The 25841-nt window shown below is 66.1% G+C and carries 25 protein-coding genes; 16 read left to right on the top strand and 9 right to left on the bottom strand.

Translation table 11 applies throughout. From position 1 onward, the window contains the following. The first annotated feature begins 8 nt into the window (after positions 1 to 8). Genes QX128_RS18410 through QX128_RS18400 form a run of 3 tightly spaced genes read left to right on the top strand, consistent with a single transcriptional unit; the run spans position 9 to position 2891 of the window. Positions 9 to 1664: a nitrite/sulfite reductase gene (locus QX128_RS18410; RefSeq protein ID WP_316238162.1), complete on the top strand. Its 1656-nt coding sequence runs from the start codon at positions 9 to 11 to the stop codon at positions 1662 to 1664. Further along, positions 1651 to 2169: a DUF934 domain-containing protein gene (locus QX128_RS18405; protein WP_316177277.1), complete on the top strand. Its 519-nt coding sequence runs from the start codon at positions 1651 to 1653 to the stop codon at positions 2167 to 2169. Before QX128_RS18410 ends, QX128_RS18405 begins: the two co-directional genes overlap by 14 nt. Beyond that, a complete protein-coding gene (locus tag QX128_RS18400) occupies positions 2166 to 2891 on the top strand; it encodes a phosphoadenylyl-sulfate reductase (protein WP_316238161.1) in 726 nt (241 codons plus the stop codon). Before QX128_RS18405 ends, QX128_RS18400 begins: the two co-directional genes overlap by 4 nt. On the opposite strand, the gene QX128_RS18395 is transcribed toward QX128_RS18400, so the two are convergent. Beyond that, positions 2888 to 3625 (bottom strand): hypothetical protein, encoded by a 738-nt coding sequence (locus QX128_RS18395; protein WP_316238160.1) that lies wholly within the window; start codon positions 3623 to 3625, stop codon positions 2888 to 2890. The genes QX128_RS18400 and QX128_RS18395 overlap by 4 nt on opposite strands. 152 nt (positions 3626 to 3777) lie before the next feature. Here QX128_RS18395 and QX128_RS18390 point away from each other — a divergent pair, with 152 nt between their 5' ends. From QX128_RS18390 to QX128_RS18355, 8 genes are all read left to right on the top strand, one after another. Further along, positions 3778 to 4767 (top strand): sulfate ABC transporter substrate-binding protein, encoded by a 990-nt coding sequence (locus QX128_RS18390; protein WP_316238159.1) that lies wholly within the window; start codon positions 3778 to 3780, stop codon positions 4765 to 4767. 219 nt (positions 4768 to 4986) lie between these two features. After that, a complete protein-coding gene (gene cysT / locus QX128_RS18385) occupies positions 4987 to 5823 on the top strand; it encodes a sulfate ABC transporter permease subunit CysT (RefSeq protein WP_315804737.1) in 837 nt (278 codons plus the stop codon). Between the two features lie 8 nt (positions 5824 to 5831). Next, positions 5832 to 6740, top strand: coding sequence for a sulfate ABC transporter permease subunit CysW (gene cysW / locus QX128_RS18380; RefSeq protein ID WP_315804738.1), 909 nt, complete (start codon positions 5832 to 5834; stop codon positions 6738 to 6740). Further along, the gene (locus tag QX128_RS18375) at positions 6730 to 7767 is read left to right on the top strand and encodes a sulfate ABC transporter ATP-binding protein (protein WP_316238158.1); all 1038 of its coding nucleotides are present in this window, start codon (positions 6730 to 6732) and stop codon (positions 7765 to 7767) included. The genes cysW and QX128_RS18375 overlap by 11 nt, the downstream gene beginning before the upstream one ends. Before the next feature lie 445 nt (positions 7768 to 8212). Beyond that, entirely contained in the window at positions 8213 to 8728 is a 516-nt protein-coding gene (locus QX128_RS18370) for a CAP domain-containing protein (protein ID WP_315804740.1), read from the top strand. A 145-nt stretch (positions 8729 to 8873) separates the two neighbouring features. After that, positions 8874 to 10049, top strand: a complete 1176-nt coding sequence (locus QX128_RS18365) for a patatin-like phospholipase family protein (protein ID WP_316238157.1) — start codon at positions 8874 to 8876, stop codon at positions 10047 to 10049. A gap of 4 nt (positions 10050 to 10053) precedes the next feature. Beyond that, positions 10054 to 10845 carry a 3-hydroxybutyrate dehydrogenase gene (locus QX128_RS18360; protein WP_315804742.1) on the top strand — a complete coding sequence of 264 codons (792 nt, stop codon included), beginning with the start codon at positions 10054 to 10056 and terminating at the stop codon, positions 10843 to 10845. A gap of 112 nt (positions 10846 to 10957) precedes the next feature. Beyond that, positions 10958 to 11209, top strand: coding sequence for a SemiSWEET transporter (locus QX128_RS18355; protein ID WP_316238156.1), 252 nt, complete (start codon positions 10958 to 10960; stop codon positions 11207 to 11209). Positions 11210 to 11224: 15 nt separating this feature from the next. On the opposite strand, the gene QX128_RS18350 is transcribed toward QX128_RS18355, so the two are convergent. The 3 genes from QX128_RS18350 to QX128_RS18340 form a co-directional block, all read right to left on the bottom strand. After that, positions 11225 to 11884, bottom strand: coding sequence for a L,D-transpeptidase (locus tag QX128_RS18350; RefSeq protein WP_315804743.1), 660 nt, complete (start codon positions 11882 to 11884; stop codon positions 11225 to 11227). Positions 11885 to 12048: 164 nt separating this feature from the next. Next, on the bottom strand, positions 12049 to 13425 hold the full coding sequence (locus tag QX128_RS18345; RefSeq protein ID WP_315804744.1) for a lipopolysaccharide biosynthesis protein: 1377 nt from the start codon (positions 13423 to 13425) through the stop codon (positions 12049 to 12051). Between the two features lie 112 nt (positions 13426 to 13537). After that, positions 13538 to 14377 (bottom strand): protein-disulfide reductase DsbD domain-containing protein, encoded by an 840-nt coding sequence (locus QX128_RS18340; RefSeq protein ID WP_316238155.1) that lies wholly within the window; start codon positions 14375 to 14377, stop codon positions 13538 to 13540. A gap of 136 nt (positions 14378 to 14513) precedes the next feature. Between QX128_RS18340 and QX128_RS18335 the strand changes: the two genes are divergently transcribed. Continuing rightward, entirely contained in the window at positions 14514 to 15164 is a 651-nt protein-coding gene (locus QX128_RS18335; RefSeq protein WP_315713870.1) for a YqgE/AlgH family protein, read from the top strand. 191 nt (positions 15165 to 15355) lie between these two features. Here QX128_RS18335 and QX128_RS18330 read toward each other — a convergent pair whose 3' ends face one another. Both QX128_RS18330 and QX128_RS18325 read right to left on the bottom strand, forming a co-directional pair. Beyond that, entirely contained in the window at positions 15356 to 16243 is an 888-nt protein-coding gene (locus QX128_RS18330; RefSeq protein ID WP_316238154.1) for a TauD/TfdA family dioxygenase, read from the bottom strand. Between the two features lie 133 nt (positions 16244 to 16376). Continuing rightward, positions 16377 to 17156, bottom strand: a complete 780-nt coding sequence (locus QX128_RS18325) for an SDR family NAD(P)-dependent oxidoreductase (RefSeq protein WP_316238153.1) — start codon at positions 17154 to 17156, stop codon at positions 16377 to 16379. A 136-nt stretch (positions 17157 to 17292) separates the two neighbouring features. Here QX128_RS18325 and QX128_RS18320 point away from each other — a divergent pair, with 136 nt between their 5' ends. The 3 genes from QX128_RS18320 to QX128_RS18310 all read left to right on the top strand — a co-directional run bounded on the left by QX128_RS18320 (position 17293) and on the right by QX128_RS18310 (position 19737). Next, positions 17293 to 18435, top strand: coding sequence for a PQQ-dependent sugar dehydrogenase (locus tag QX128_RS18320; RefSeq protein WP_316238152.1), 1143 nt, complete (start codon positions 17293 to 17295; stop codon positions 18433 to 18435). A gap of 121 nt (positions 18436 to 18556) precedes the next feature. Further along, positions 18557 to 19291: an SDR family oxidoreductase gene (locus QX128_RS18315; protein WP_315804749.1), complete on the top strand. Its 735-nt coding sequence runs from the start codon at positions 18557 to 18559 to the stop codon at positions 19289 to 19291. 74 nt (positions 19292 to 19365) lie between these two features. Continuing rightward, on the top strand, positions 19366 to 19737 hold the full coding sequence (locus QX128_RS18310) for a CsbD family protein (RefSeq protein WP_316238151.1): 372 nt from the start codon (positions 19366 to 19368) through the stop codon (positions 19735 to 19737). Between the two features lie 130 nt (positions 19738 to 19867). Here the strand turns inward: QX128_RS18310 and QX128_RS18305 are convergent, their stop codons facing one another. Both QX128_RS18305 and QX128_RS18300 read right to left on the bottom strand, forming a co-directional pair. Then, entirely contained in the window at positions 19868 to 21610 is a 1743-nt protein-coding gene (locus QX128_RS18305; protein ID WP_316177302.1) for a DUF459 domain-containing protein, read from the bottom strand. 139 nt (positions 21611 to 21749) lie between these two features. Then, a complete protein-coding gene (locus QX128_RS18300) occupies positions 21750 to 23144 on the bottom strand; it encodes a lytic murein transglycosylase (protein WP_316238150.1) in 1395 nt (464 codons plus the stop codon). Positions 23145 to 23362: 218 nt separating this feature from the next. Between QX128_RS18300 and galU the strand changes: the two genes are divergently transcribed. Further along, entirely contained in the window at positions 23363 to 24244 is an 882-nt protein-coding gene (galU, locus tag QX128_RS18295) for a UTP--glucose-1-phosphate uridylyltransferase GalU (RefSeq protein WP_316238149.1), read from the top strand. Positions 24245 to 24290: 46 nt separating this feature from the next. Here galU and QX128_RS18290 read toward each other — a convergent pair whose 3' ends face one another. Next, complete coding sequence (locus QX128_RS18290; protein WP_316238148.1) at positions 24291 to 25799, bottom strand: sensor domain-containing diguanylate cyclase; 1509 nt, start codon at positions 25797 to 25799, stop codon at positions 24291 to 24293. Between the last annotated feature and the right edge of the window lie 42 nt (positions 25800 to 25841).

The following is a 25841-nucleotide window of genomic DNA, read 5'->3' as shown; positions in this document are numbered from 1 at the left end:
GCCCTGTCATGTATGCTTATGACGAAATCGACCGCACTTTGGTCAACGAGCGCGTCGCCGAATTCCGCGACCAGGTGAAGCGGCGCCTCTCGGGCGAATTGTCCGAGGACGAGTTCAAGATGCTGCGGCTGCAGAACGGCGTCTATCTGCAGCTGCACGCCTACATGTACCGTGTCGCCATCCCCTATGGCACGCTGGCGTCGAACCAGCTGCGCAGGCTGGCGCATGTCGCGCGGCGCTACGATCGCGGCTATGGCCACTTCACGACGCGGCAGAACATCCAGTTCAACTGGATCAAGCTCGCCGAGCTGCCGGATGCGATGGCCGATCTGGCGGAAGTGGGCATCCAGTCGATGCAGACCTCCGGCAACAACATGCGCAACGTGACCTCCGACCAATGGGCCGGCGTCGCGCCGGGCGAGATCGAGGATCCCAGGATCTGGGCCGAGCTGCTGCGCCAGTTCACGACGCTTCATCCGGAATTCTCATTCCTGCCGCGCAAGTTCAAGATCGCGATCACGGCGTCCGAGCACGACCGCGCCGCGATCAAGATCCACGACATCGGTCTTCGTCTCAAGAAGAACGAGCAGGGCGAGACCGGCTTCGAGGTGCTGGTCGGCGGCGGCCTGGGACGCTCGCCCTTCATCGCCAAGACGGTCAAGCCGTTCGTGCACGGCCATGACATCCTGAGCTATGTCGAGGCGATCCTGCGCGTCTACAACCAGTACGGCCGCCGCGACAACATCTACAAGGCGCGCATCAAGATCCTGGTCCATGAGCTCGGCATCGAGAAGTTCGCGGCCGAGGTCGAGGAGGAGTGGCAGCAGATCCGTGACGGCGTGCTCAAGCTGGACGACGGCATCGTCGAGGACATCCGCTCGCGCTTCTTCTATCCGACCTATGAGACGCAGCCAGCAATGCCGGACGAGCTCAAGCAGGCCGCGCATGATCAGAAGTTCGAGGCCTGGCGCAAGAACTCGGTGGTCTCGCACAAGGTGCAGGGTTATGCGATCGTCACCGTGTCGCTGAAGCCGATCGGCAAGCCGCCGGGCGATGCGACCGCCGACCAGATGGATGCGCTGGCCGACATCGCCGACAAATACTCGTTCGGCGAGATCCGCGTCGGGCATGAGCAGAACCTGGCGCTGCCGCATGTCCGCAAGCGTGATCTGCCGGCGGTGTGGAAGGCGCTCGAGGCGATCGGGCTCGCCATCCCCAACGTCAATCTCGTCTCCGACATCATCGCTTGCCCTGGGCTCGACTACTGCTCGCTGGCGAACGCCCGCTCGATTCCGATCGCGCAGGAGATCACGCGGCGCTTCGCCAACCACGACACGGCGAACCTGATCGGCCGGCTGCACATCAACATCTCCGGCTGCATCAATGCCTGCGGCCACCACCATGTCGGCCATATCGGCATCCTCGGCGTCGAGAAGAACAACGAGGAATTCTATCAGATCACGATCGGCGGCCGTGCCGACGAGGGCGCTGCGCTCGGCACCCTGATCGGACCCGCGGTGCCCTATGCCGAAGTGGCCGATGTCGTCGAGGACATCGTCGAAGCCTATCTTGCGCTGCGCGCGCACCCTGAGGAGCTGTTCGTCGACACGGTGAAGCGGCTCGGGGTCGAACCATTCAGGGAGCGGGTTTATGCCACTCGTTAAGGGCGGACACATCATCGCGGACGCGTTCGTCCGCATCACCGACGATGCCGAGCTGCCGGCAGAGGGTGCGATCCTCGTCCCGGAGACGCGCTTCCTCGCCGGCCCCGACGCGCTGGTCAGCCGCGCCCCCGGCAAGCTCGGCGTGATCTGGCCGAACAATCGCGATGTCGACGATCTCGTGCCCTATCTCGACCGGCTCGCGCTGGTCGCGCTGGTGTTTCCGAGCTTCCGCGACGGCCGCGCCTATACCCAGGCGCGCCTGCTGCGCGAGCGCTATGGCTATCGCGGCGAGCTGCGCGCGACGGGCCAGGTGCTGCGCGACCAGTTCGTGTTCATGCTGCGCGCCGGCTTCGACGCCTTCGAGGTCAAGAAGCAGGCCGACGCCGAGGCCTTCACCGAGACCGTGAAGCGCTATTCGGTGTTCTACCAGCCGGCCGGCGACGGCCGGATCTCCGCGCTGCATCAGCGCCTGCAACTGCGCCATTCGGAGAGTGCCGGGCTGTGAGCACGCTGGCTGCATCGCCTTCCGTTGCGGAGATCCCAGTCGCGGCGCTCGACGCCGCGTTGCGCACCGCTGCGCCGCAGGAGATCATTGCTGCCGCTCTCGGGGCGATCGGGCGCGAGCGGCTCGCCGTGGTGTCGTCGTTCGGCACGGAGTCGGCGGCGCTGCTGAAGGTCACGGCCGATGTCGATCCGGCGATTCCGGTGATCTTCCTCGACACCGGGCACATGTTCGCAGAGACGCTCGCCTATCGCGACCAGCTGATCGAGCTCCTCGGCCTGCGCGACGTGCGCTCGATCAAGCCGGATGCCGCAGCACTGAAGCGCGAGGACGCCGACAACGAGCTGTGGTTCTCCGACCCCGACGCCTGCTGCCGGATCCGCAAAGTCGAGCCGCTGGCGCGCGCGCTGGCGCCGTTCACCGGCTGGATCAATGGCCGCAAGCGTTTCCAGGGCGGCCTGCGTGCCGCGATTCAAGTCGTCGAGCAGGACGGCGCCCGGGCGAAGTTCAACCCGTTCGCCAATGTCACCCGCGAAGACATCGCGGACATCTATCGCTCCGCGAACCTGCCGCAGCATCCGCTCATGGCCGCCGGCTTCCGTTCGATCGGCTGCATGCCCTGCACCAGCCGCTCCGACACCGGCGAGGACGACCGCGCCGGACGCTGGCGGGGCCGCGGCAAGACGGAATGCGGCATCCACACGGTGGTGACGTCGTCGAGCTAAGAGACACCACAGGATTTCAGGACCGTCGGTAACACTTGTTCGCCGTTGTCGGCCCGGATCACAAAGGTGAAGTTGGTCACAGTGTCCGCCCATATGATCTTGTCGGCGGTCGCGCTGAGATCTGCAGAGTCAGGCGGCGCGAGATCCCAGAGCATCAATCCGGTGCCTGCGAAAGACGAGGCCTTCAGCCCCTCAACCTTGAACAGCATGACGCCGTCCTTCGCCGTCTTGCCGGGCAGATAGGTCGCAGACGCTTTCAGCGTGCGCTGCTTGGCATCCTGCAATTCCGCGGGCCTGTCCTTGAGATTGCGGAGAGGCGGAGGGACAGCACCATCGCGGTCGACGATATAGAGCGCTATGGATTGATCGAGGCAGCGCAGCATTCCCGGATATTTCTTCGTCTTTAGCCGAACGTCGATCCGGGCAACCGGGCCGCCGTCGATCTCGCCGACCCGGAAGCCGGTCCGATCGTCGGCCCGGGCGACCGTGGACATCACCAGCAGAGCGGGGAAAGCGGGCAACACGATTGTCATGATGGCCAGCTTCAGCCAGCGTGCGAGTGCGCTCCCGTCGATCACGTCCCTCGTTGCCACCGCTCTGTTCTCCTGCTGAGGTTGCCGGCTATTTTGCGAACATAAAGTGAACAATGTCAAGCCTCGCCCTGTTGCAATCTTTTCGAGATCGCGCCCTATCGTGGTCACCAGCGCGCCGATGACGGCAATGGGTCGCGGCAAAGAATGCCAATCCCGTTGCGCGGCGCTTCATAGCAAAATGCCCATGTCCTGCCGGAAACAAGAAAATCCGCTTTCGTTGACTCTGACGTGCACATCCGGCGATCTGGCGTGCGCGCCTGCAACATCGCGGGGCCTGGAAATGGAGTGCTCGAATGATGCGGCGTGTTCTGGCTGTGGTCGCGGGACTGGCATGGGCAGGCCCGGCCTATGCGGCCGACATCACCCTGCTCAACGTCTCCTACGACCCGACCCGTGAGCTCTACGTCGAGTTCAACAAGGCGTTCGCGGCGAGCTATCAGAAGGAGACCGGCAAGAGCGTCGAGGTCAAGCAGTCGCATGGCGGCTCCGGCGCGCAGGCCCGCAGCGTCATCGACGGGCTGCAGGCCGATGTCGTGACTCTGGCGCTTGCCTATGACATCGACGCGATCGCCGGCAGGGGGCTGCTCGACAAGGAGTGGCAGAAGCGGCTGCCGCAGAATGCATCGCCCTACACCTCGACCATCGTTTTCCTGGTGCGCAAAGGCAATCCCAAGGGCATCAAGGACTGGGACGATCTGCTCAAGAAGGGCGTCGACGTCATCACGCCCAATCCGAAGACATCCGGCGGCGCGCGCTGGAACTACCTGGCCGCCTGGGGCTATGCGCTGAAGAAGTTCGGCTCGGCCGACAAGGCCAAGCAGTTCGTCGGCGACCTCTATCAGCACGTCCCTGTGCTCGATACCGGCGCCCGCGGCGCCACCGTGACCTTCGTGGAGCGCGGGGTCGGCGACGTTCTGCTCGCCTGGGAGAACGAGGCGCATCTGGCCCTGCGTGAGTTCGGCAAGGACAAGTTCGAGATCGTCGCGCCGCAGCTCTCCATCCTGGCCGAACCGCCAGTTGCGGTGGTCGACTCGGTGGCCGACAAGAAGGGCACGCGAAGTGTGGCTGAATCCTACCTGAAATACTGGTATACAAAGGAAGGTCAGGAAATTGCCGCACGCAACTCCTACCGTCCGCGCGATCCTGAGGTCGCGAAGAAGCATGAGGCTGACTTTGCCAAGGTCGAGCTGTTCACCATCGACGAGGTGTTCGGCGGCTGGACCAAGGCTCAGAAGGAACACTTTGCGGAAGGCGGGATCTTCGATCAAATCTACAAGAATTGATCGAATCATAGGGAACGAGTTGGTGACCGCCGGTCTGCTACGGCCTCGACGGCAAGGCAGAAAAAACGAAGGCAGTAAGCTGGTGTTGCGGCGATCTGCGACATTGCGCGTGAGACGCTGTCCCCGGTCTCGATCGACAAGACGAGACGGGGGGCCGCGGGCGGACACCACCATCGACTCGAGCCATCGACACCGATCACCAATGGATCAGGCCTTTTTTTGAACGTACTTGCACCACGCCGCAGCACCTTGCCGGGCTTTGGTCTCACCATGGGACTGACGCTGACCTGGCTGTCGCTGATCGTTCTGATTCCTCTGGCGGGACTGTTCGTCCGCTCGACTGATCTCAGCCTCGACCAGTTCTGGGGCATCGTCACCAGCCGGCGCACCTTGAGCGCGCTCAAGATCTCGTTCGGGCTCGCCTTCGCCGCGGCCTGCGTGAACCTGGTGATGGGCACCATCGTCGTGTGGGCGCTGGTGCGCTACCGCTTTCCGGGGCGCCGCCTGTTCGACGCGATCGTCGACGTTCCCTTTGCGCTGCCGACCGCTGTGGCGGGCGTGGCGCTGACGGCGCTGTTCACCCAGAAGGGCTGGCTCGGCGCGCCGCTCGCCGCAATGGGCATCAAGGTGGCGTTCACGCCGCTCGGCATCTTCGTTGCGATGATCTTCATCGGCATCCCCTTTGTCGTCCGCACCGTGCAGCCGGTGCTGATCGATCTCGATCCGGAGATCGAGGAGGCGGCGGCGAGCCTCGGCGCCGGGCGCTGGCAGATCGTGGCCCGCGTGATCCTGCCGAGCTTGACGCCGGCGCTGCTCACTGGCTTCGCACTCGCCTTTGCGCGCGCGGTTGGCGAGTACGGATCGGTGATCTTCATCGCCGGCAATCTGCCGAACGTCTCCGAGATCGCGCCGCTGCTGATCGTGATCCGGCTGTCCGAATTCCGCTACGCCGATGCCACCGCGATCGCGGTGGTGATGCTCGTCGTGGCGTTCCTGATCATCTTTGCCGTGAACCGGTTGCAGCGCTGGGCGCAGAGCCGGGCGCCCTTGAACTAGGACCCGACATGAGCGTGGAGATGACCCTGCAGGCGCCGTCCGTGGCATCGTCCGCGACCAGCCGGCGCGTCGCGCAGGCAGGCCGACCCGATCCGCGTACCGAGCCGCGCCTGGTCCGCATCGTCATCACGACGCTGGCATTGGCGTTCCTGTCGGTGTTCGTGGTGCTGCCGCTGATCGTCGTGTTCGTGGAAGCGTTCGGCAAGGGCATCGCGGCCTATTTCAGCGCGCTCGCCGATGCCGAGGCGTGGGACGCGATCCGCCTCACCCTGCTGGTGGCGCTGGTCTCGGTCGGGACCAATCTCGTGTTCGGCCTGTGCGCCGCCTGGGCGATCGCCAAGTTCGACTTCCCGGGCAAGACGTTCCTGATCACCCTGATCGATCTGCCGTTCTCGGTGAGCCCGGTGATCTCGGGCCTCGTGTTCGTGCTGTTGTTCGGCGCGCAGGGTTTCTTCGGTCCATGGATGCAGCGCCATGGCCTGCAGATCCTGTTCGCCTTTCCCGGCATCGCGCTCGCGACCGTGTTCGTGACGTTCCCGTTCGTCGCTCGCGCGCTGATTCCGCTGATGCAGGAGCAGGGCACGCAGGAAGAGGAGGCGGCGGTCTCGCTCGGCGCGTCCGGCCTGCAGACCTTCTTCCGCGTCACCTTACCGAACATCAAATGGGGCGTGCTGTACGGCGTGCTTCTCTGCAACGCACGTGCGATGGGCGAGTTCGGCGCCGTCTCGGTCGTGTCCGGCCACATCCGCGGCGAGACCAACACGATGCCGCTGCTGGTCGAGATCCTCTACAACGAATACCAGATGGTCGCCTCGTTCGCGATCGCCTCGCTGCTGGCGATGCTCGCGCTGATCACGCTGGTCGTCAAAACCGTCCTCGAACGGCAACTCGATGAGGGAGGTCCGCGTGACCATTGAAGTCAGGGGTGTCGTCAAGACGTTCGGCACCTTCAAGGCGCTCGACGGCGTCGATCTCAAGGTCGCTGACGGCGAATTGCTGGCGCTGCTCGGACCGTCCGGATCGGGCAAGACGACCCTGCTGCGCATCATCGCGGGGCTGGAATGGCCCGACTCCGGCGAGATCCTGTTCGACGGAGAGAGCGCGCTCGATCGCGGCGCGCGCGAGCGCCACGTCGGCTTCGTGTTTCAGCACTACGCGCTGTTCCGGCACATGAACGTGTTCGAGAACGTCGCCTTCGGCCTGCGCGTGCAGCCGCGCCGCATCCGCAAGAGCGAGGCCGAGATCCGCGCGCGCGTGAAGGAGCTGCTCGATCTCGTCCAGCTCGACTGGCTCGCCGACCGCTATCCGAGCCAGCTCTCCGGCGGCCAGCGCCAGCGCATCGCATTGGCGCGCGCGCTCGCGATCGAGCCGCGCATCCTCCTGCTCGACGAGCCGTTCGGCGCGCTCGATGCCAAGGTACGCAAGGAGCTGCGGCAATGGCTGCGCACCCTGCATCACTCCATCAACGTCACCTCGATCTTCGTCACCCACGACCAGGAGGAGGCGCTCGAGGTCGCGCACCGCGTGGTGGTGATGGACAAGGGCCGCATCGAGCAGGTCGGCTCGCCGAGCGACGTCTATGACGCGCCGGCGACCGCCTTCGTCCACGGCTTCATCGGCGAGTCGATCATGCTGCCGGTGGAGATCACCGGCGGCGCCGTGCATCTGAACGGACGGCCGCTGGACATTGCTGCGCCTAGCGATGCCGCGGGCGCGTCCACTCTGTTCGTGCGCCGTCACGACATGCTGATCGGTCCGGCTGACAGCGGCACGCTGCATGGTGCCGTGACCCACGTCCGCAGCTTCGGCCCGGTGCAGCGCGCCGAGATCGCGCTGACGGAGGGATCCACCATCGAGATCGACGCGCCACGCGACCGCGACCTCCGCATCGGCGAACGGGTCGGATTGAAGCCACGGCACTATCGGATTTTTGCGGGCGGGTGACGACACGCTGAGCTCAGCCCCCGACTATAGGTAGTTGGTCCAAGACAGTCGGCCAAACAGGAAGCCCGGCAACGTCCTAATTGGCGCAGCTGCGCGCCGTAGCCTCCGCTGTCGTCCCGGCGAACGCCGGGACCCATACCGGGTGATGTCGCGGCTAGAAACGGCTGGTCGTCCCGCCTGCCTCGAACCACTCCCTGGGGTTATGGGTCCCGGCGCGGAGGCCGGGACGACACCGGCTTTGGGGCGCCTTGCTCGTCACACGATTGGCAGGGCTAAAGAGGCTTTGTCCCACCCGGCAGGCTTGACCGCGCCGCTCTTATGGTCAACGAACCGTAACCGGCCGGAATGGCCGCAATTGTACCGACGGAACTTACCGCCGATTCACCTTTCAGCCACGGTTGATGTGCAACAACCCGCCTCTCGTATCGGCATAGGGACTGGTTCATTGAAGCATCGGGCACTCGCTTTCTCCTTGGCATTCCTGCTCGCCGGCTGCGCGGCCGAGACGCCGGTCGTGCAGGCGCCGACGATGTATGCCGACATGGCGGTCGCAGGCGCCAAGCTCGATGCTGTCGCTGCCGCGACGATGATCTCGCAATACCGCCAGAACAACGGGCTCGGCACGGTCGAGGTCGATCCCGAGCTGATGCGGCTGGCGGAGTCGCAGTCGCAGGCGATGGCCGACAAGAACAAGCTCGATCATGACGTGCGCGCCCCGCTGGCCAAGCGGCTGAACGGCGCGGGCTACGACGCCACCGTCGCGGTCGAGAACGTGTCGGCCGGCTATCACACGCTGGCGGAAGCGTTTTCCGGCTGGCGCGACTCGCCGCCCCACCGCGCCAACATGCTCAAGAGCGGTGTCACAAAAATAGGCATCGCCGCGAGCTATGCTCCGAACACCAAGTACAAGGTGTTCTGGACCATGATCCTCGCCGCGCCGGACGGCAAGAAGCCGTCATAACGGGCAGGCCCGCTCCGGGCCTGTGCAGCGGAGGCGCGCTCGACGCCGACACGCGTCCCGGTGCAGGGTGCTATCCCTGGGGGTGGATTGACGTCACCGCGAAGTGACGCCACGGTGGCGCCTTGCTTTGCTAATGACCGCAGTAATGACGCAACATCCATTTCCCCCGCTGCCTGCAACTCCAGCCGAATCGCAACGCGTGCTCGTCCTGCAGGGCGGTGGCGCGCTCGGCTCCTATCAGGCCGGCGCCTATCAGGCGCTGTGCCATTTTGATTTCGAACCGGAATGGGTTGCCGGTATCTCGATCGGCGCCATCAATGCCGCGATCATCGCCGGCAACGACCGCGAGAAACGCATCGGCCGTCTCAAGGAATTCTGGGAGATGGTGTCGTCGCCGGTGCCGTGGAAGCCGCTGCTCAATGGTGATCATCACCGCTCGGCCTTCAACGAAGTCAGCGCCGGGCTGATCGCAGCGTTCGGCGTGCCCGGCTTCTTCACGCCGCGCTTTCCGCCGGCGCCGCTGTGGCCGTCGGGCACGCCGCAGTCGGTCAGCTATTACGACACCGCGCCGCTGAAGCGGACCCTGGAGCGGCTGGTGGATTTCGACCGCATCAACGATCTGAAGACGCGGCTCTCCGTCGGCGCCGTCGGCGTCACCACCGGCAATTTCACCTATTTCGACAATGTCGAATTCAGCAAGCGGGGCAAGCGGATCGGGCCCGAGCATATCATGGCGTCGGGCGCGCTGCCGCCCGGCTTCCCGCCGGTCGAGATCGATGGCGAGCACTATTGGGATGGCGGCATCGCCTCCAATACGCCGCTCGACTACGTGCTCGACATGGAAACCGATCGCGATCTCCTGATCTTCCAGGTCGATCTGTTCTCCGCGCGCGGCGATCTGCCGCGAACGCTGCTGGAGGCCGCGGAGCGCGAGAAGGACATTCGCTATTCCAGCCGGACGCGGATGAACACCGACAAGAACCGCATGATCCACAACACGCGCAAGGCGCTGCGCGAGCTCTACGCCCGGCTGCCGGACGAGCTGCGCAACGATCCGTCGCTCGAGATCCTGTGCAAGGCGGCGCAGGAGAACACGGTGACGGTGGTGCACCTGATCTATCGCAGCAAGAGCTACGAGAGCTCATCGAAGGACTACGACTTCTCCCATGTCGCGATGGTCGAGCATTGGGAGGCGGGCGTGCGCGACGTCCACCAGTCGATGCGCCACCAGGACTGGCTGCAGCGGCCGCAGTCCGGCGAGACCATGGTCACCTACGATCTCACGCAGGACGGCAGTCCCGCTGCCGCCAAGAAGGAGTGAAGCAATGACGACGAATCTGAAGGGCAAGACCGCGGTCGTGACCGGCTCGACCAGCGGCATCGGGCTGGCCTATGCACGCGCCTTCGCCTCCGCCGGCGCCAACATCGTGCTCAACGGCTTCGGCGCGCCTGCCGATATCGAGAAGGAGCGGGCGGCGATCGAGAGCGACTACAAGGTCAAGGCCGTGCACTCGCCGGCGGACATGAGCAAGCCGGCCGAGATCGCCGGCATGATCGCGCTCGGCGAGACCACGTTCGGCGCGGTCGACATCCTCGTCAACAATGCCGGCATCCAGTTCGTCTCGCCGGTCGAGGACTTCCCGCCGGAGAAGTGGGAGCAGATCATCGCGATCAACCTCTCCTCGGCGTTCTACGGCATCCGCGCCGCGGTGCCCGGCATGAAGAAGCGCGGCTGGGGCCGCATCATCAACACGGCGTCCGCGCACTCGCTGGTCGCCTCGCCGTTCAAGTCGGCCTATGTCTCGGCCAAGCACGGCATTGCCGGCCTGACCAAGACCGTGGCGCTCGAGCTCGCGACCTTCAAGATCACCTGCAACTGCATCTCGCCGGGCTATGTGTGGACGCCGCTGGTCGAGAAGCAGATTCCGGACACGATGAAAGCGCGCAACCTCACCAAGGAGCAGGTCATCAACGACGTGCTGCTGGCGGCGCAGCCGACCAAGGAGTTCGTGACATCCGAGCAGGTCGCGGCGCTGGCGCTGTTCCTGTGCGGTGACGATGCGGCTCAGATCACCGGCACCAATCTGTCGATCGACGGCGGCTGGACCGCGGCTTGATCGCCGCGCAAGCGCCGGACAAAGCGCCAGTTTCGCGCCGAGGCGGGTTTCGCTTCGGCGCGGTCCGTTCTACAAGCGTGCTTCTCTTGGACGCACGCCCACGGACCTCACCTTGCTGACCACCATCATCGGCCTCGGCGCCGCCACCTGCACCACATGCTCGTTCCTGCCGCAGGTCATCAAGGCCTGGCGCTCGGGCTCGACCCATGACATCTCGATGGGCATGTTCGTGCTGCAGACCACCGGCAACTCGATGTGGCTGCTGTACGGCGCGCTGATCAGCGATCTGCCGCTGGTCGTCGCCAACGCCATCACGCTCGGCCTGGTGGCGGCGATCCTCGGCTTGAAGCTGCGCTACGGCTAGCGGGACGCCAGCCGATCAGCTACGGCGCGCGAAGACGTTCGGGGTGGTGGAGGCGACGCTCTGGCCCGGAGGCAGCACGACCACGGTCGAGCCGAGCTGGACGTGGGTGTAGAGGTCGGCGACGTCGGTGTTGGTCATGCGGATGCAGCCCGACGAGATCGCCTGGCCGATATATTCGGGCTGGTTGGTGCCGTGGATGCGGTACAGGGTGTCCTTGTTGCCCTCGTACAGATAGATCGCGCGGGCGCCGAGCGGATTCGCCGGGCCGCCGGCGACGCGCTTGGGATACGGCCCGAGGCGCGCCTGGATGTCGGCGGTCGGAACCCAGTCCGGCCATTCGGCGAGCTTGCCGACCGTGGCGACGCCGGAGAACGCCATCGCCTCCTCGCCGACGGCGACGCCGTAGCGGATCGCCTTGCGGTCCGGCAGAACGTAGTACAGGAAGCGCGCATCGGTATCGACGACGATCGTGCCCGGCTGCTCCTGCCTTGTGTAGTCGACGATGTGCCGCTGGAACTGTTGCGGGATCTGCGCCTCGGCATAAGGCGCGCGCGACAGCAACTGGCGGTCGCGCGGCGTCAACGCCGCGTCCGACGTCGGCGACAGCGTCGCTTCCATGCAGCCGGCCAGCATCACGGTTCCGGCCAGCGAGAGTGCGACCCCCAGTCTCGACATCTCATTCTCCCCCAGCGCGCGATCAAATCATGTGCCTGGAGGATCGCGCCAATATCAAGGCGTTGCACCCAACACTTGCGTGATCGTCGCGCGCGGCGCGCTGCGCTCGCAGTTCCGACAAGACGAGGACAAGATGACGCAACAGATGCGTCAACATGGTTTCCTCAAGATGCCTTGCCGAAGGCGAGGACATGCAGCCCCAACCGCTGCTTGACGATCCGGAACAGCAGCACGGTCTCGAAGGCCAGCGACAGCGAGGTCGCCGCCGCGGCGCCGTGGCCGCCGAACTGCGGCACCAGCAGAATGCAGAGCACGAGGTTCATGACGAAGGCCGCCGCATAGGCCATGGCGCAGGCGCGCTGCTGGCCCAGCATGTTCAAGAGCCGCTCGACCGGCCCGATCGCGGCGCGCACGACGAGGCCGATCGCGGCGATGAACATGATGTCGTAGCCGGCGGTGAACTGCGCGCCGAACAGAAACAGCAGCGGCTTGCCGAGCGCGAGCAGCACCAGCGTCGCCGCGAGCGACGGCCAGAACGTCCACTTGATGGCATGCGCGACATAGGCCGACAGCCGCACCTTGTCGCCGAGCGCGTGATATTCGGCGAAGCGATGCGCCGTCGTCGCCGACATCGCGTAGTGGATGAACGACACCAGCGCGAGCGTCTTCACCACCGCGAAATAGATGCCGACCTCCTCGGAAGAGCGGAACTGCTGCAGCACCAGCACGTCGGTGTAGGACAGCAGCAGATAGAAGCTCTCGACCAGGAGGATCGGCAGCGAGATCGCGAGCCAGCCGCGCAGATCATATTGCTTCGGTCCCGGTTCGATGTGGAGGCGGAGCCTGTCGTTCAGCACCAGCATCTGGCCGAGCATCGCGAGCCACACCGCGGCCGCGCTCGCGGCCATCGCCGCGGTGGCGCCGAGATCGAGACCGAGCACGACGGCGCCGGCGGTGAAGCCGATGATCAGCGTCTGGCGGATGATGAATTGCGGCATCAGCCCGAGCGTCATCCAGTCGTGCGAGCGGGCGATGCCGTCCTGGGTGTTGGCGACGACGAAGGCGGGCAGGGTGAGACAGCCGATATAGAGCGGCATGCGCTCGCCGGCGTCGATCCAGGGCGACAGCAGCGCGACCAGGCCGGCGAGCAGCAGCGCGGCAGCCGTGGAGGTCGCCAAGGTCAGCCAGCGTCCGCCGGAGAGGAAGCCGCGCAGCAGCGCCTGCTGGCCCGAGGTGCGGTAGTCCGGAATGATCTTCTGCGCCGAGGAGGCGATGCCGACATCGAGCATGCTGCCGAGCAGCAGCACCCAGGTCCAGACATAGACGTAGGTGCCGTAGTCCGAGCCGCCCATCCAGCGCGCGAGCAGGATCTGGCTGAGATAGGCCAGGCCGGCGCTGAGCACGCGGATCAGGAAGATGGTGCCGGCGAGGCGGCGCGTCAGCGAAGCCTCGCCGCTGCCGCCGAGCGCGGCCAAGCGCGCCTTCAGGCGGGCCGCGAGGCCGGTCGGTGCGGGGTCATTGCGGGCATCCATCACGGCCACGGCGGGGGTCCGGCTCCACGGCCGCGCGGATGGCGGCGATGGTCCTCCCTATCAACGCAACGTTAAGATTGAGTTGGACCGGCGCCGCGTCGGTCGCGCGGCGCACCAGCCGTCACGGCAGAGTGAAATTGAACTCGTAAGACTTGTCGGGGCCGACCAGCGTGAATTTCAGCGCCGCGCCGTCCGGCTTCACGCCCGGCGGAACGCCGTCGAGCTCGAAGGCGAAGCGCTTGATGCCCGGCATGCCGCTGTCGCGCACGGTCGGGATCGGCAGCGCCCAGTCGGGCGTCGGACCCTCGACATAGAGCTGGACGCTGCGCGGATCGGCGACGGCGACGTCGACGACGACGTCCTTCTGGCCGTCGCGCTTGACGTCGCGGATCGTCAAGGGATTGGCATCGCCGACAGTGGCCGGCTTCGGCACCGTGTCGAGGGCCGCCGAGAGCGTCGTATCTTCGGTGCTGGCGACGCTGGTGAAGGCGAGCTCGGCCTTTGCCTCGACGGGAATGCAGATCTTCTCGCAAACCGCGTAGCTGATGTCGGCGCGCAGGGTCATCGGCTTGTCGGGGTTCTTGGCGACGATGCGCAGCGGCAGCACGACCTGATCATGATAGCCGAGCGAGTGTCCACCGGCGCCGTCATCGAACTTTGTCGGCGCGGGCCACAGAACCGTCACCGCTTCGACGTTCTCCGACTTGGAAAAGTCGAACCGTGGCGGCACGCCGGAATCGCCGGGCGTCCGCCAATAGGTCTTCCATCCCGGCTGCAGCGCAAGGTCGATGCCGCCCAGCATGACCGGACCGCTGCGCGAGCCCGCGAGCAGGCGCACCGCGGAGTGGCTGTCGCGCTGCCAGGGCGAGGAATCCTGCGCCTGCGCGCCGAACGCAAGGCAGGATGATACGACGGTCGCGACCAGCAGTGTGGCAGAGTGGTGAGGAACCAAGGCGGACATGAGACGTCTTTAGAGTGCGGTTCGGGCGCAAACCATTGAAATGCTTGTGAGCAGATTTCCTCGCGAGGACCTGAACCTTGATTGACAGATGCGCATCCCAATATCAGGATATCGATGATCATGAGAGTCCTTGCGGATGAATCCTGAGGCAAAAAGGCTGGGCGACATTCGCCGCAAAGTGACGGGGATCGGGGATCACACCTCTCACGGTGGCTACCTCGACGGCCAGCTGCTGGTTGCAATGCCCGTGATGGGCGATTCCCGGTTCGAGCGCTCGGTGATCTATCTCTGCGCGCACTCGGCCGAGGGCGCCATGGGTATCATGGTGAACCGGCCGGCGGGCAGCATCGACTTCCCTCAGCTCCTGATGCAACTGAATATCATCGAGAAGAGCGATCAGATCAGCCTGCCCGACAGCGCCGAGACGATGAAGGTGCTGAGCGGCGGCCCTGTCGATACCGGCCGCGGCTTCGTGCTGCATTCGAGCGACTACTTCATCGCCAACGCGACCTTGAAGATCAACGACGGCGTCTGCCTGACGACGACCATCGACATCCTCAAGGCGATCGCCAAGGGCGACGGTCCAAAGCACGCGATCCTCGCGCTCGGCTATGCCGGCTGGCGCGCCGGCCAGTTGGAGGAAGAGATCCAGGACAATGGCTGGCTGCATTGCGACGCCGATCCGGAGCTGATCTTCGGCGACAATGTCGACGCCAAATACGATCTCGCGCTGCGCAAGATCGGCATCGATCCCGGCATGCTCTCCAACGCCGCGGGGCACGCGTAGAGGCGATCATCCTGCTGATGGTCCGGCGCGCGCCGGGATCGAAGAAGCGCGTTATCGAGGTATCGCCTGTTTCTCCAACCGTCATTGCGAGCGAAGCGAAGCAATCCAGAGTCCCGCCCGCGACTCTGGATTGCTTCGTCGCTTCGCTCCTCGCAATGACGGCATCTCTCACGACAGTGTGTGAAAGGGCGCTACTCCGCCGCCTGCTGCGCCACCGTCGGTTCGGTGCCGGCGACCGTGGCGCGGCGCATGTCGCGCGGCTGCGACTGGTCATAGCGGCGCACGCGGTGCATGGTCTGCCTGTTGTCCCACATGATCAGGTCGTGCAGCCGCCATTTGTGGACGTAGACGAACTCGGGCTGTGTCGCATGCTCGGTGAGGTCGCGCAGCAAGAGCCGGCCCTCCGGCATGCTCATGCCGATGATGGCGCCGGCATGCGATGACAGATACAGCGACTTGCGGCCGTGCGCGGGATGCGTTCGCACCAGTCGCTGCCTGACCGGCTTGAACATCTCCTTCTCCTCGTCGGTGTAGTCGAGGAAGCCGAGCGCGCCGCGCGAATACATCAGCGAATGTTCGCAGACGAGATCCCCGATCTCGTCCCTGGTCTCCTGGTCGAGCGCGTCATAGGCGGCGCGCATGTCGGCGAATTCGGTGTTGCCGCCCTTCGGGTTCACGATGCGCGCGGAGAGAATCGAGTATTTCGCCGGGATCGGCCGGAACGAGCTGTCGGAGTGCCACAGGCAGTTGCCGAGATTGAACAGATGCGTGCGATGGTCCGGTGGCAGCGGCTTGCCATCCTTGCCGAGATTGGAGACGTCGTTGAGGCCAGTGGTTAGGCGGTAGTCTTCCTTCTTGGTGACGGTGCCGCCGCGCGCCTGCTCGCGCTCGCCGAAGCTGAGCGCAAAGGCGAGCTGCTGCGCGTCGGTGAGGTCCTGATCATGAAATACGAGAACGGCGTAGTGATCGATCGCGGCCTGCAGCTGCGCGACGTCGTCCCCGGCGAGAGGCTTGCGCAGATCGATACCGGACACTTCGCCGACGAAATGCGGGTGCAGCTGTCGGATGGCGATTGCCATGGTGTCCTCCTCGCGTCCTCATGAGGGCGGACTCCTGTCCGCTTCTTCTGATGGAGGCTACGCCGGCGATGTGCGAAGTCAACGCAAGGCGCGGAGCGCCGCGTGCACGGCTGTCATGCCGGGGCGGCAGACATCACGCATTGCGGGCCATCAGCCCGCCATCCACCGGGATCACCGCTCCGGTGAGGAACGAGGCGGCCGGCAGGCTCAGGCTCAAGGTCATGTGCGCCACTTCTTCGGGGTCACCATAGCGGCCAAGCGCGGTGCGGCGCCGCGCATAGACCGCCTTCTGCTCGTCCGGAATGCGCGCGGTCATGGCGGTCGTGATCGGTCCCGGACAGATGCAGTTGACGGTGATGCCATCGCGGCCGAGCTCGACCGCGAGCGCGCGCGTCAATCCGGTCACCCCGGCCTTTGCAGCCGAATAGGCGCTGTGCAGCGCAGTTGCGCCGAGCGCCTCGGTCGAGGCGATGTTGACGATGCGCGGGCTGTTCGAGCGGCGCAGATGTGGCAGCGCGGCACGGATGACGCGCTGCTGCGCCGTCAGCATGATGGCAAGCCCTCTGGCCCAGGCCTCGTCGTAGGCTTCGTCGTCGATCGCGACGCGCACCGAGATGCCGGCATTGTTGACGACGATGTCGAGTCCGCCGAAATGCGCGGCAGCGTCGCCGACGACGGCGCTGATGGCGTCGCGGTCGGCGAGGTCGAGCCTCCAGCCACGCGCCGTTCCGCCGCCGGCCAGGATATCCGCCGCCACGGCGTGGGCCCCGTCCTCATCGACATCGGTGACTGCGACCCTGGCGCCTTCATCGGCGAACACGCGCGCGGTCGCGCGCCCCATCCCCGACGCTGCGCCGGTGATCAGGACGATCAATCCCTTGACCGAGCGGCTGAGTTGCCTGTGCTGGTGCATATTTGCGGCTCACGGAAAAATGCGCATCGCATGCGCGCCGTCGGGATTATCACTGATCGAACGCATTCGGTAGGCACCGATCCGGCATGGCCGAATTCTCGTTGCTGACGACACGGATCAACAAACCGGAGTGATCATGGTGCTCTCCACGACCTTCATGCGCTTGGCATTGGTGATGGGACTCGTTGCGACCACGGCTGCGCGAGCCGAGAGCATCAACGCCGGCGATCGCAAGGCAAGCGCGGTGCGGCCGTTCGAGGCGCGGAGCGTTGCCGAGTTCGATACGCCCTGGGCCATCGCCTTCCTGCCCGACGGGCGGATGCTGGTCACGGAGAAGCCCGGCCGGATATTTCTCGTCACGCAGGATGGGAAGAAGATCCAGATCGGCAACGTGCCTGCGGTCGCGGCGCGCGGACAGAACGGTCTCCTCGACATCGCGGTGTCGCCGAGCTTCGCGACGACGTCGCAGATCTATCTCACCTACACCGAGCCGAGCAGCGAGGGCAGCCGGCTCGTGCTGACCCGCGCAGTGCTGTCGCTCGCAAACGACAGCGCCGCGCTGACCGACCCCACCGTCATCTGGCGCCAGACGCCGGCCGGCGGCGGCGGCCAGCCCGGCGGCATCATCGCGTTCGATCCGTCGGGAACGCATCTGTTCCTGACCATCGGCGACCGCATGCAGCCGAACAGCGCGCAGGATCCACGGCAGGCGCGCGGAAAAGTGCTCAGGCTCAATCTCGACGGCGCGACTCCGTCGGACAATCCCATGGCCGAGGACAAGGGCGTGCCGGCCCAGACGTGGACCAGCGGCCACCGCAATCCGTACGGGCTCGCCTTCGCATCAGATGGCAAGCTCTGGCTGCACGAGATGGGACCGCGCGGCGGCGACGAGCTGAACCTGATCGAGCCGGGCAAGAACTACGGCTGGCCGCTGGTGTCCAACGGCGACAACTACGACGGCACGCCGATCCCGCGGCATGCGACGCGGCCCGACCTCGCGCCGCCGCCGCTGTATTGGGATCCCGTGATCGCGCCGGCCGGCCTCGTCTTCTATGATGGTCCGATGTTTCCGCAATGGAAGGGATCGGCATTGATTGGAGGCTTGCGGGCGCAGGCGCTGGTCCGCGTTGCCTTCCGGCCCGATGGTCAGCCTGACGAGGCCGAGCGCTGGGACATGGGCGAGCGTATCCGAGATGTCGCCGTGGCGCCGGATGGCGCTGTCTGGGTGATCGAGGACGATTCGCCCGGCCGCCTGCTGCGGCTGACGCCGATGAATTAGCTGCGCAGCAGCATTGATGCGAAAGGTGCCGATGCCGGTGTCGCCACAGCCGCGATGCCGTTGACAGGGCCTGCGCCGATCCCCACACCATCCGACAAACAACAATGGAAGGAGTGGGGAGATGAACGCACTCGATTTCACGGGACGTTCGGTGCTGGTGATCGGCGGATCGAGCGGCATCGGCAACGGCATCGCGCAGGCGTTTCGCGCGCAGGGCGCGCGCGTCGACATCAGCGGCACGCGGGCGAGCGCTGCCGATTATGCCGAAGGAGAGGGCTCCGATCTCGCAGGGGTGAACTACCATCAGCTCGATGTGAGCGATCCCGGCGCGATCGAAAGCTTCGCGCCGCGGCTCGATCGGCTCGATGTGCTGGTGCTGGCGCAGGGCGCGGTGTTGTACCGCCGCGGCGAATTCGCCATGGAGGGCTTCCGCAAGGTGGTCGAGGTCAACCTCATCAGCCTGATGGCCTGTGCGACGAAATTTCACGGCCTGCTGCGCGATGCCAGGGGCGCGCTCATCATCGTCTCGTCGACTGCGGCCTATCATTCGACCATGGGCAATCCGGCCTACAACGCCTCGAAGACCGGCGCGATGGGATTGACGCGAACCCTGGCTGAGGCGTGGGCGGAAGACGGCATCCGCGTCAACGGGATCGCGCCCGGGCTCGTCGACACCAAGATGACCAAAGTGACGACCGCCAATCCGAAGCGCCTCGAGGGCGCGCTGCAGCGCATCCCGCTGCGGCGGCTGGGGACGCCGCAGGACATGGCCGGTGCGGCGCTGTTCCTGGCCTCGCCACTGTCGTCCTACATCATCGGCCAGACCCTCGTCGTCGACGGCGGCCTGATTTTGTAGTCGTTCGGAACCTGCGCCGCGCTGGCCGGTTAGCAGGCCAGCAATCCCGCACAGTGCAGAGAAGGAGAGCGGCAATGGATCAGGATCGGCTGACCGGTACGGCCAAGGATGTCGCAGGCAAGATCGAGGGCGGCGTCGGCGAGATGTTGGGCGACAAGAGCACGCAGGCCTCGGGCCGTGCACGCGAGGCCGCGGGCGTCGTGCAGAACATGTATGGCCAAGCCAAGGACGCGGCGCGCGAGGCCGGCGATGCGGCGATGGATTTCGCCAAGGATAAATTCGGTAACGGCTCCGAGACGCTGCGTGACGGCACGCAGGCCCTGACCAAGCGGGTTCATGACAATCCGATGGGCGCGCTCCTGGTCGCCGGCGGCATCGGCTTCCTGCTGGCGATGCTGATGCGCTCGCCGAGTCGGCCGCAGCCGCCGCAGCGCTGGCGCTACTGAATCCGTAAGTCCCCCTGACGATCAGATGACAATCGGCCCGCATTCGCCGCGAATGCGGGCCGATCTTGTTGTGGGCATTTCGTTTCGGACGATCGCGTCGATCACCCCTGGCGCTCAGGCGCGGCCACGATCAGCGTCCCTGGGACTCCAGCGCTGCCGCCGAGCGGCCGACCGATGCTGGCGGCCGCGGCGGCACGTTCGGATTGCGCGCGGCAGGGGGCCGTGCCGGCTGCTGAGGCGCGCCGAAGCCGAAGAATTCACGGACGCCCTGACCTGGCTGATTCGGCTGCTGTGCCTGGGCTGGCGGCTGCTGGCCGGGGGCCGTCGGCGCGGTCAGCCGCTTCTGTCTCGGTGGCGCCGGTGTCGGCGCGGCCGGCGTTGCTTCCGCCGGCGTGGTCGCTGCCATCGGCGCTTCGGGCCGGGTCAGCTCCTTCGGCGGCTCCTTGGCCTGTTCGCGGCCGACCTCGCGGCGGGGCCAGACGAAATCGTCGGCGCGGCCGGCCGGCGGGCTCAGGGCCTCGCCCTTGACCAGGGTTCGGGCCGCCAGCGCGTCGACCGCCGCAGGTCGGGAGCCGGGGCCGCCCAGCAACTGGTCGGTGCCGACGGATGACGCCACCAGCGGCAGGATCGGGCCGGCGACCGGCCGCGGCGCCGGCTGGCCGGGCACGGCATTGGCGTCCGGCGTCGCCGGCTCGTTTGGCAGCTCGAGCGGCGCAGAACGGGCCGCGAGCAGCCGGTTGATCTCTCGCTCGGCATAGTGGGCGAGCTTGCGCGCGCCCGGCTTGGTGAAATAGACGCCGTCATAGGAGCGCAACTGGCGGATCTGGCCCTCGAAGTCCGGGCCCTTCTGCAGGAAGCGGCCGGACTCGTCGACGAAGCCGTCCCAGACATCGACATAGGTGATGCCGGCCTTGCCGGCGGCATCGCGATACAGCGAGTCGAGGAACAGCGTGTCCGCCGTGCCCTTGGGACCGCGAACCGCGGGCAGGCCGACCCAGAGCACGGGCACGCCCTTGCTCTTGGCGATCGCGATCATCTCCTCGATCTTCTTCGCATACAGCTCGACCCAGCGCTCGTCCCGGAACTCATAGAGGCCGCCCGGCGAGCGGGCGGCCTTCTCCGGTGCCGCGACCGCGGGCGTGTCGTTGTCGACCTCGTCCTGCGGCAGATCGGTATCGGCAGCCTTGTCGTCGGGCTTGGCCGCCGTGTCGGCCTTGCCGTCCGGCTTGGCTTCGCCCGGCTTGGCCTCACCGGGCTTTGTCTCGCCGGGCTTGGCCTTGGCATCCTTTTTGGCTTTGTCGCCCTTCTTGTCGTCCGGCTTCTCGGTCTTCTCCACCGCAGGCTCGCGCAGCGAGATGCGGTCGTTGAGGCCGAGCATGATGACGATGGCGTCGGCGCGCTCGGTCGCCAGGATGCCCTTGGCGGCGGCGGCCCAGTCGGCCGGCTCGCCCCTGGGCTGGTACTTGATGAGGCCCGACGTGGTCCTGATCCTGCGGGTCACGCCCATGTCGGGCTGCTCGGCATAGGCCTCTTCCAGGCCATAGGCGAGCCAGTCGGCCATGGCGTCGCCCAGCACCAGCACGTAGCGGTCCGGCGCGCCGTCACGCTTTTCCGGCGGCGGCGCCTTGGAATAGTCCTGGATCACCCGCTTGGGCTGTTGCTGCGGGAACGGAGCGAAGAAGTCGCCGCCGAACCAGCCTCCGCCACCTCCACCGCCGCGCGGGGCCGGGCGGGGCGAAGCGAACGGGTTGAAGTTGAAGAACTGGGCCGAGGCGGGGCCGGCGATGCCGACGAGCATGGCGATGACGACCGCCAGCACGACCAGCGGGCCGGGCTCGTTCAACAGCTTGAGGATGGACTTCAGCTTTGACATGCGCACCCGTCGCGCGGCGTGATCGTGACGATCCATATAATAGGACGCGAATCAGGCCGCAAACGGGCATTCACCGGATGGTGTTGACGGCGCCCGTAATCGCCCCAAAGGGTTACCGGCAGGGCAGATTGGGCTGCGATCAGCGCGTCCGCAGCCGTTCGAGCACGTCCGAGGTGGCAAATCCGTCCGCCGGTGCGCCGATCGAGGCCTGGAAGTTCCGCAGCGCCTCGCGCGTCTGCCCACCGAACTGGCCGTCCGGCGTTCCGCGGTAAAATCCGCGCTCGGCGAGCAATTGCTGCAGCTCGAGCCGTTCGCCGCGCGACAGCGTTCGCTCCTCGCGCGGCCAGGCCTGAACGAACGGCGGCGCGCCGCGCAGGCGGTCAGCGAAGTGTCCGATCGCCAGCGCATAGGCTTCCGCAGGGTTGTATTTCATGATGACGCGGAAGTTCTGCAGCATCAGGAAGCCGGGGCCCTGGGCGCCGGCCGGCGCCAGCAGATAGGCCTTTTCGGCGCTAGTCGGGAACGGCTGACCATTGGCCCGTCGCAGGCCGAGCTGTTCCCACTGGCGGAAGCTCATGCTCTTGGCGCGGTCGGCGAGCATGTAGTTGAAGCCCTGGGGCACCACGACCTCGTAGCCCCAGCTCTGGCCGCTCTGCCAGCCGTCCTTCTTCAGATTGTTGGCGGTCGAGGCGATCAGGTCGGCCGGATTGTCGACGACGTCGCGGCGGCCGTCACCATCGGCATCGACGGCGAAGCGCTTGAACGCGGTCGGCATGAACTGGGTCGGGCCGAAGGCGCCTGCCCAGGAGCCGCGCAGCTGCTCGGGGCGCAGATCGCCGCGATTGAGGATTTCCAGGGCGGAGAGGAACTCATCCTTGAAATAGGCCTGGCGGCGGCCGATGCAGGCGAGCGTCGCGGTCGACTGCAGCACGCTGCGGTCACCGATCTGGGTCGAGTAGTTGGACTCGATGCCCCAGATCGAGGCGACGATGTAACGGTCGACGCCGTAGGCGCGCTCGGCCGCATCGAACTGCGGCTTGTACTTCGCCAGCACCTCGCGGCCCTTCGCCAGCCGGTTGTCGTTCACCAGGATGTCGAGATAGTCCCAGATCGATTTGGTGAATTCGGGCTGCGCGTCGAGCAGGTCCATGATGCGCAGGTCCGGCGACAGGCCGGCGGTAAAGCGCTGGAAATTGTCCTGCGTGATGTTGCGCCTTGCGGCATCTGGCCACATGCCGGCGACGCAATTGTCGAAATTGCCGGCGGCCTCGCGGATCGCCGCCGCCGTCATCAGCGGATGGCCGGAGGCGCCGTCCTCGCCGCTCCACGGCTGCGGCCCGCCGGCGGCGGGGGGCTGGGTGGGGGCGGGGTTGCCCTTGGTCAAGGTGCCCGTGAACAGGCCGTCGAGAAAGTTCAGCGGCCCGCCGCCGGATTGCGCGACAGCGGAACCGGACACCACCGTCAACGCCGTGACCACAACCGCCGCGCCGGCACCCGCCTTCAGAGCTGTCAGCATCACGTTCCGTCGCATCATGTCTCGATCCAGATCGCATGGAAGATCGGCCTCCACGAGGCCCGGTCCTGCTTAACGGGAGATTAACAAGGTTAACGATTTCCGCAGCGAAATTTAGCCGTTCGGTCCATGTCGAGCGGAACACCGGACCAACATCCGCCTTTGTTCTCGGCTGCAAACGAGCTACCTAAAATGCGATCGATTTCGCATTCATATCGCCACAAGGTCTAGTCATCCCCATGAAGATCCGCAAAGCCGTTTTTCCGGTCGCCGGTCTCGGCACCCGCGTCCTTCCCGCCACCAAGGCGATGCCGAAGGAAATGCTGACGATCGTCGACAAGCCGCTCATCCAATACGTCTTCGATGAAGCCAAGGAGGCGGGCATCGAGCATTTCGTGTTCGTGACCGGGCGAAACAAGACCGCGATCGAGGATCATTTCGACCGCATGTACGAGCTCGACGCGACGCTCGCGGCGCGCGGCAAGAAGACCGAGATGGAAATCCTGGCGCGCGACCAGCCGGAGGCTGGCGCCGTCAGCTTCACCCGCCAGCAGGCCCCGCTCGGGCTCGGCCATGCCGTGTGGTGCGCGCGCGACATCGTCGGCGACGAGCCGTTCGCGGTGGTGCTGCCGGACGAACTGGTGCTGAACGCGCCGGGGTGCCTGGCGCAGATGATTGCCGCCGCGAACAAGCTGCCCGAGAAGAGCAATGTGCTCGCGGTGCAGGAGGTGCCGGCCGACCAGACCCATCAATACGGCATCTGCGGCGTCGGCAAGCGTGACGGCAAGATCTTCGAGGTCGACGGCATGGTCGAGAAGCCGGCCAAGGGCACCGCGCCGTCGAACTTCTCGATCACCGGCCGCTACATCCTGCAGCCGGAGATCTTCAAGATCCTGGCGACGCAGGAGCGCGGCGCCGGCGGCGAGATCCAGCTCACCGACGCGATGATCGGCCTGTCGAAGACGCAGAAATTCTACGGCGTGGACTTCGACGGCGAGCGGCATGATTGCGGCTCGAAGTCCGGCTTCCTGAGGGCCAACATCGCCTTCGCCATGGCGCGTTCCGACCTGCGCGATGGCCTGCGCGCGGACATGAAGCGCTATCTCGAAGGCAAGGGCTGAGGCCAAGCCGGCGCGAAATGCCGCGTCTTCGAGGCGGTTGGCGGCATCACGCCGCCAGCGAGGCCGCGGGTGACGGGTGACGCACCGCTGCGCTGGCGCAGCGGTTACGGCCCGCGGCCTTGGCCATGTACAGGGCGCGGTCGGCGGCATTGAGCAGGCCGGTCCAGTCCGTGTCGCGCGACGGCGTGACGCTGGCGGCGCCGATGCTGATCGAGGTGGTGCACGCTTCTCCCGCCCACAGCTTGACCTTGCTGCGGATCGTCTCCGCGACGCGCAGCGCATCTGCTTCCGAGGTCCCCGGCAGCAGCACCGCGAACTCTTCGCCGCCATAGCGCGCGGCGCAGTCGCCGGCGCGACGCACCGAATCGGAGATGCACACGGCGATGCCGACCAGCACCTGATCGCCGGCCTGGTGCCCATGGGTGTCGTTGTAGCTCTTGAAGTGATCGGCATCGATCATCAAGAGCCCCAGCGGCGCGCCGGCGCGCTGCGCCCGCCGCCATTCGAGTTCGATGGTCTCGTCGAACTTGCGCCGATTCTTCAGGCCCGTCAGCGGATCCGTGGTCGCGAGCTGCTCCAGTCTGGATTCGACCTTCGCCCTGAGCTGGATCTCGCGCGCGGCGACCTGCGTCGCAGCCAGCACGAACACGATCAGCGCCAGCATCATCGCGCCGATCTGCGCAGCTTCGTTGCGCCAATAGGCGAAGACGCTGTCCCACGACTTGCTGGCGATCACGACCAGCGGCTCGGTGCCGTTGCGCCAGACCAGGAGCCGCGGCAGATCGTCGAGCGCGCCATGGCTGCTCGACCAGCCGGCCGGCTCGGTGAGCGCGCGGGTCACGGCCGGCGCCCGCGCCAGGTTGCGTCCGATCGCGGCAGGATCGAACGGCGCGCCGACGATGACGGTGCCGTCGCGCCGGAGCACGGTGATGTTGTCGCCCGTTCCGAGCGTGAGCCGCGCGAACAGGTCGCGGAAATAGCCGAGGCGGATCGAGCCGGCGACGACGCCGGCGAAGCGTCCGTCCGGCGTCGAGATGCGGCGACTGAGAACGATGGAATATTGGCCATGATGCTGGGCGGGCCGCCCGACATAGAGCCCGGTGTCGGGCCCGTCGCGATGCACCTGGAAGAAATCGGCGTCGCTGCGGTCCTCCGGCAGCGGGTCGAGCGTCGACGATTCGAGCGACAGCCGCCCGCGGGCGTCAAAGACCTGGATGATGCCGAAATTCTTCGCGGTGGACGAACGGTCGAACAGGATCAATTGGCGGACCGGCTTGCTGACCTCGTTGATTTCGGGCAGCAACATGTTGCTGGCCACGGCCCGCAGCGAGAGATCGTAGAGCTCGACGTTGCGGCTGATGTCGGCGCCGATGCTGGCGGCCATGTTCTCCAGCGCCTGCCGGGCGCGGACCTCCTCGCTCCGGCGCAGGTCGATCATGACGCTGGCGCAGATGGCGGAGAAACCGATGATGGTCGAGATGGAGCAGGTGATCAGCGTGCGCGCCGAGAGCCGCCAAGGCTGCGTCGCCCGGCCCGTTCGGCGTGTCCAGCGCATCGGCTCGTCCCGTCCCCGTGAAACCCCGTCCGTAGACTGACG

The sequence above is a fragment of the Bradyrhizobium sp. SZCCHNR1015 genome, assembly GCF_032489875.1.
Classification (GTDB): domain Bacteria; phylum Pseudomonadota; class Alphaproteobacteria; order Rhizobiales; family Xanthobacteraceae; genus Bradyrhizobium.
Note: the sequence above shows the minus strand (reverse complement) of the source record. Positions and strands in the feature narration are given on the sequence as shown.